Genomic DNA, 2,621 nt, shown 5'->3' on the forward strand with positions numbered 1-2,621 from the left:
CGATGCTGCATATGAGTACACACCCTAAGCGGCGAGCACGTCCGCACCGACGGCATACAGGCCGTCCGCTCCGCCTTGCGCCGAGGCTTGCAGCCCCGCTGCCTCGGGCACGATCCGATCGAGGAAGAACTGCGCGACCGCACGCTTCATCGCCTCGAACGGCGTGCCGGCCGAAGCCGCCCGCGCCTGCCGCGCCATCAACCAGCCGGCAACCGCGACCGACAGCATCGTCAGCAGCGGATAGCTGCCGGCGAGCCGGTCCTCGGGGGTTGCCTCGTTACCGAGCATCCAGCGCGCGACCGCCTCGATGCGGTCGACCAGGTCCATCAACGCCGCCTCGTCGCCGGCCTCGGCACGGATGTCCGTCAGCAACGCGTTTAGCACCTCGCCGCCCTGCATCGGCAGCTTGCGGTTGACTAGGTCGGCCGCCTGAATGCCGTTCGTGCCTTCGTAGATCGGCGCAATCCGGATGTCGCGATAGTGCTGCGCGGCCCCGGTCTCCTCGACGAAGCCCATGCCGCCATGCACCTGCACGCCCAGCGACGCGACTTCGCAGCCGACATCCGTGCCCCAAGCCTTGGCGAGCGGCGTCAGCAGGTCCAGCCGCGCCTTGGCCGCTTCGTCGCCTGCATGCGCGCGGTCCGCCTCGCCAGCGGCATAATAGATCAGCGCTCGCGCGCCCTGGGTCAGCGCGCGCATCCGCATCAGCATCCGGCGAACGTCCGGATGCTCGACGATCGGCTTGCCCAGTTGCACCCGCTCCTGCGCATAGGCGAGCGCCGCCTGGCTCGCACGCTCGGCGATCTGGACGCCCTGCAGACCGACGTTCAGGCGCGCATTGTTCATCATCGTGAACATCGCGCGCATGCCGCCCATTTCTTCGCCGATCAGCCAGCCGTGGCAGTCGTCATGGTCGCCGAACGACAGCGTGCAGGTCGGCGAGGCGTGGATACCGAGCTTGTGCTCGATCGAGACGCAGCGGACATCGTTGAATTCACCGGGCGTGCCGTCCGGGTTCAGCCGGAATTTGGGAACCAGGAACAGCGAGATACCCTTGGTTCCCGCCGGAGCACCGGGCGTACGGGCAAGGACCAGATGCACGATATTGTCGGTCAAGTCGTGCTCGCCGAAGGTGATGAAGATCTTGGTGCCCTTGATCCGCCAGCTCCCATCCGCCGCCGGCGTGGCGGTGGTGCGGAGCGCGCCGACGTCGGAGCCTGCCTGCGGCTCGGTCAGGTTCATCGTGCCGTTCCATTCGCCGGTCACGAGTTTCGGCAAATAGGCGCCCTGCAGCTCGGCCGAGCCGTGCGACACCAGCGCCTCGATCGCGCCGGGAGTCAGCATGTTGATCAGCGAAAAGCCCATGTTCGCGGTGCCGAGATCCTCCATCACCACCGTTGCGAGCGCAAAGGGCAGCCCCTGTCCGCCGAACGCCTCGGGCGCGCTGATGCTGCCCCAGCCGCTTTCGACAAAGGCGCGATAGGCCGCGCGAAAACCCTCCGGCATCGCAACCTTGCCGTCCTGCCAGCGCGCGCCGATCTCGTCGCCGATGCGGTTCAGGGGCGCATATTCGCCCGCCGCAAAGGCGCCCGCGCCCTCGACGATCGCGTCGACCAGATCGGAATCCTCGACGAGTTCGCCGATACGGACGACATGATCGAGCACGAAGCGTTGCTCGGTGGCGGGGGCGGTGTAGGTCATGGGGCTCCTTGAGAAACGGCGCCCGGCGCTATAGCGCGGGCCGGTGGACGCCTCAAACACCCGCGTGCTGCCGGTTTCGGATGCGGCAATCGACGAGGCGGCTCGCCTGATCCTCGCCGGCCAGCCGGTCGCGGTGCCGACCGAAACCGTCTACGGCCTCGCAGCCGATGCGACCGATGCCGAAGCCGTCGCCCGGATCTACGCGGCCAAGGGACGGCCCAGCTTCAACCCGCTGATCGTCCATGTGCCGGACTTGGCGAGCGCCGAGACGCTGGCCGAATTCCCGGCGCAGGCGCGGGAGCTGGCGGCGCGGCATTGGCCGGGCCCGCTGACTCTGGTGCTGCGAAAGCGCGGGGACGCGCGCCTGGCCTCGATCGTGACGGCTGGGCTCGAGACCGTCGCGATCCGCGTGCCCCGCCACCCCGCAATGCAGGCGTTGCTCAGCGCGAGCGGGCGGCCGCTCGCAGCACCGTCGGCCAACGCCAGCGGGTCGATCAGCCCCACCCGTGCCGGACACGTGCTGAAAAGCCTTGAGGGCCGCATTCCGCTGATCCTCGATGCCGGCGCCACACAGGTCGGGCTCGAATCCACGATCGTCGCGGCTTATGGCGACCAGCTTCGCCTGCTCCGGCCGGGCCCTATCGACTTGGGCCTGGGGTTCGAGCCCGGCGGCAAGATCCAGTCGCCGGGAATGCTCGCGCGCCACTATGCCCCGGCCAAGCCGCTGCGCCTCGATGCAACCGAAGCGCGCCCCGGCGAATATCTGATCGGCTTCGGGCCAGTGACCGGCCACGCCTCCCTCAGCTGCTCCGGCGATATGATCGAGGCTGCGGCGCGTTTGTTCGACTTGCTCCATCAGGCCGACGCAGCCGACGCGGAGACGATTGCCGTGGCATCGATACCGGCCGAAGGCGTGGGGC

2 protein-coding genes are annotated in these 2,621 nt (G+C 68.5%); one reads left to right on the forward strand and one right to left on the reverse strand.

Going from position 1 to position 2,621, the window contains the following annotated elements; all coding sequences use genetic code 11:
- Positions 1-24: 24 nt before the first annotated feature.
- Complete coding sequence (locus VFT73_RS15145; protein ID WP_326412947.1) at positions 25-1,701, reverse strand: acyl-CoA dehydrogenase; 1,677 nt, start codon at positions 1,699-1,701, stop codon at positions 25-27.
- A 43-nt stretch (positions 1,702-1,744) separates the two neighbouring features.
- Here VFT73_RS15145 and VFT73_RS15150 point away from each other — a divergent pair.
- A partial coding sequence (locus VFT73_RS15150; protein WP_326412949.1) for an L-threonylcarbamoyladenylate synthase occupies positions 1,745-2,621 on the forward strand: 877 nt, incomplete at its 3' end.

Origin of the sequence: Sphingomonas sp. (assembly GCF_035758555.1) — a bacterium.
Lineage (GTDB): Bacteria > Pseudomonadota > Alphaproteobacteria > Sphingomonadales > Sphingomonadaceae > Sphingomonas_B.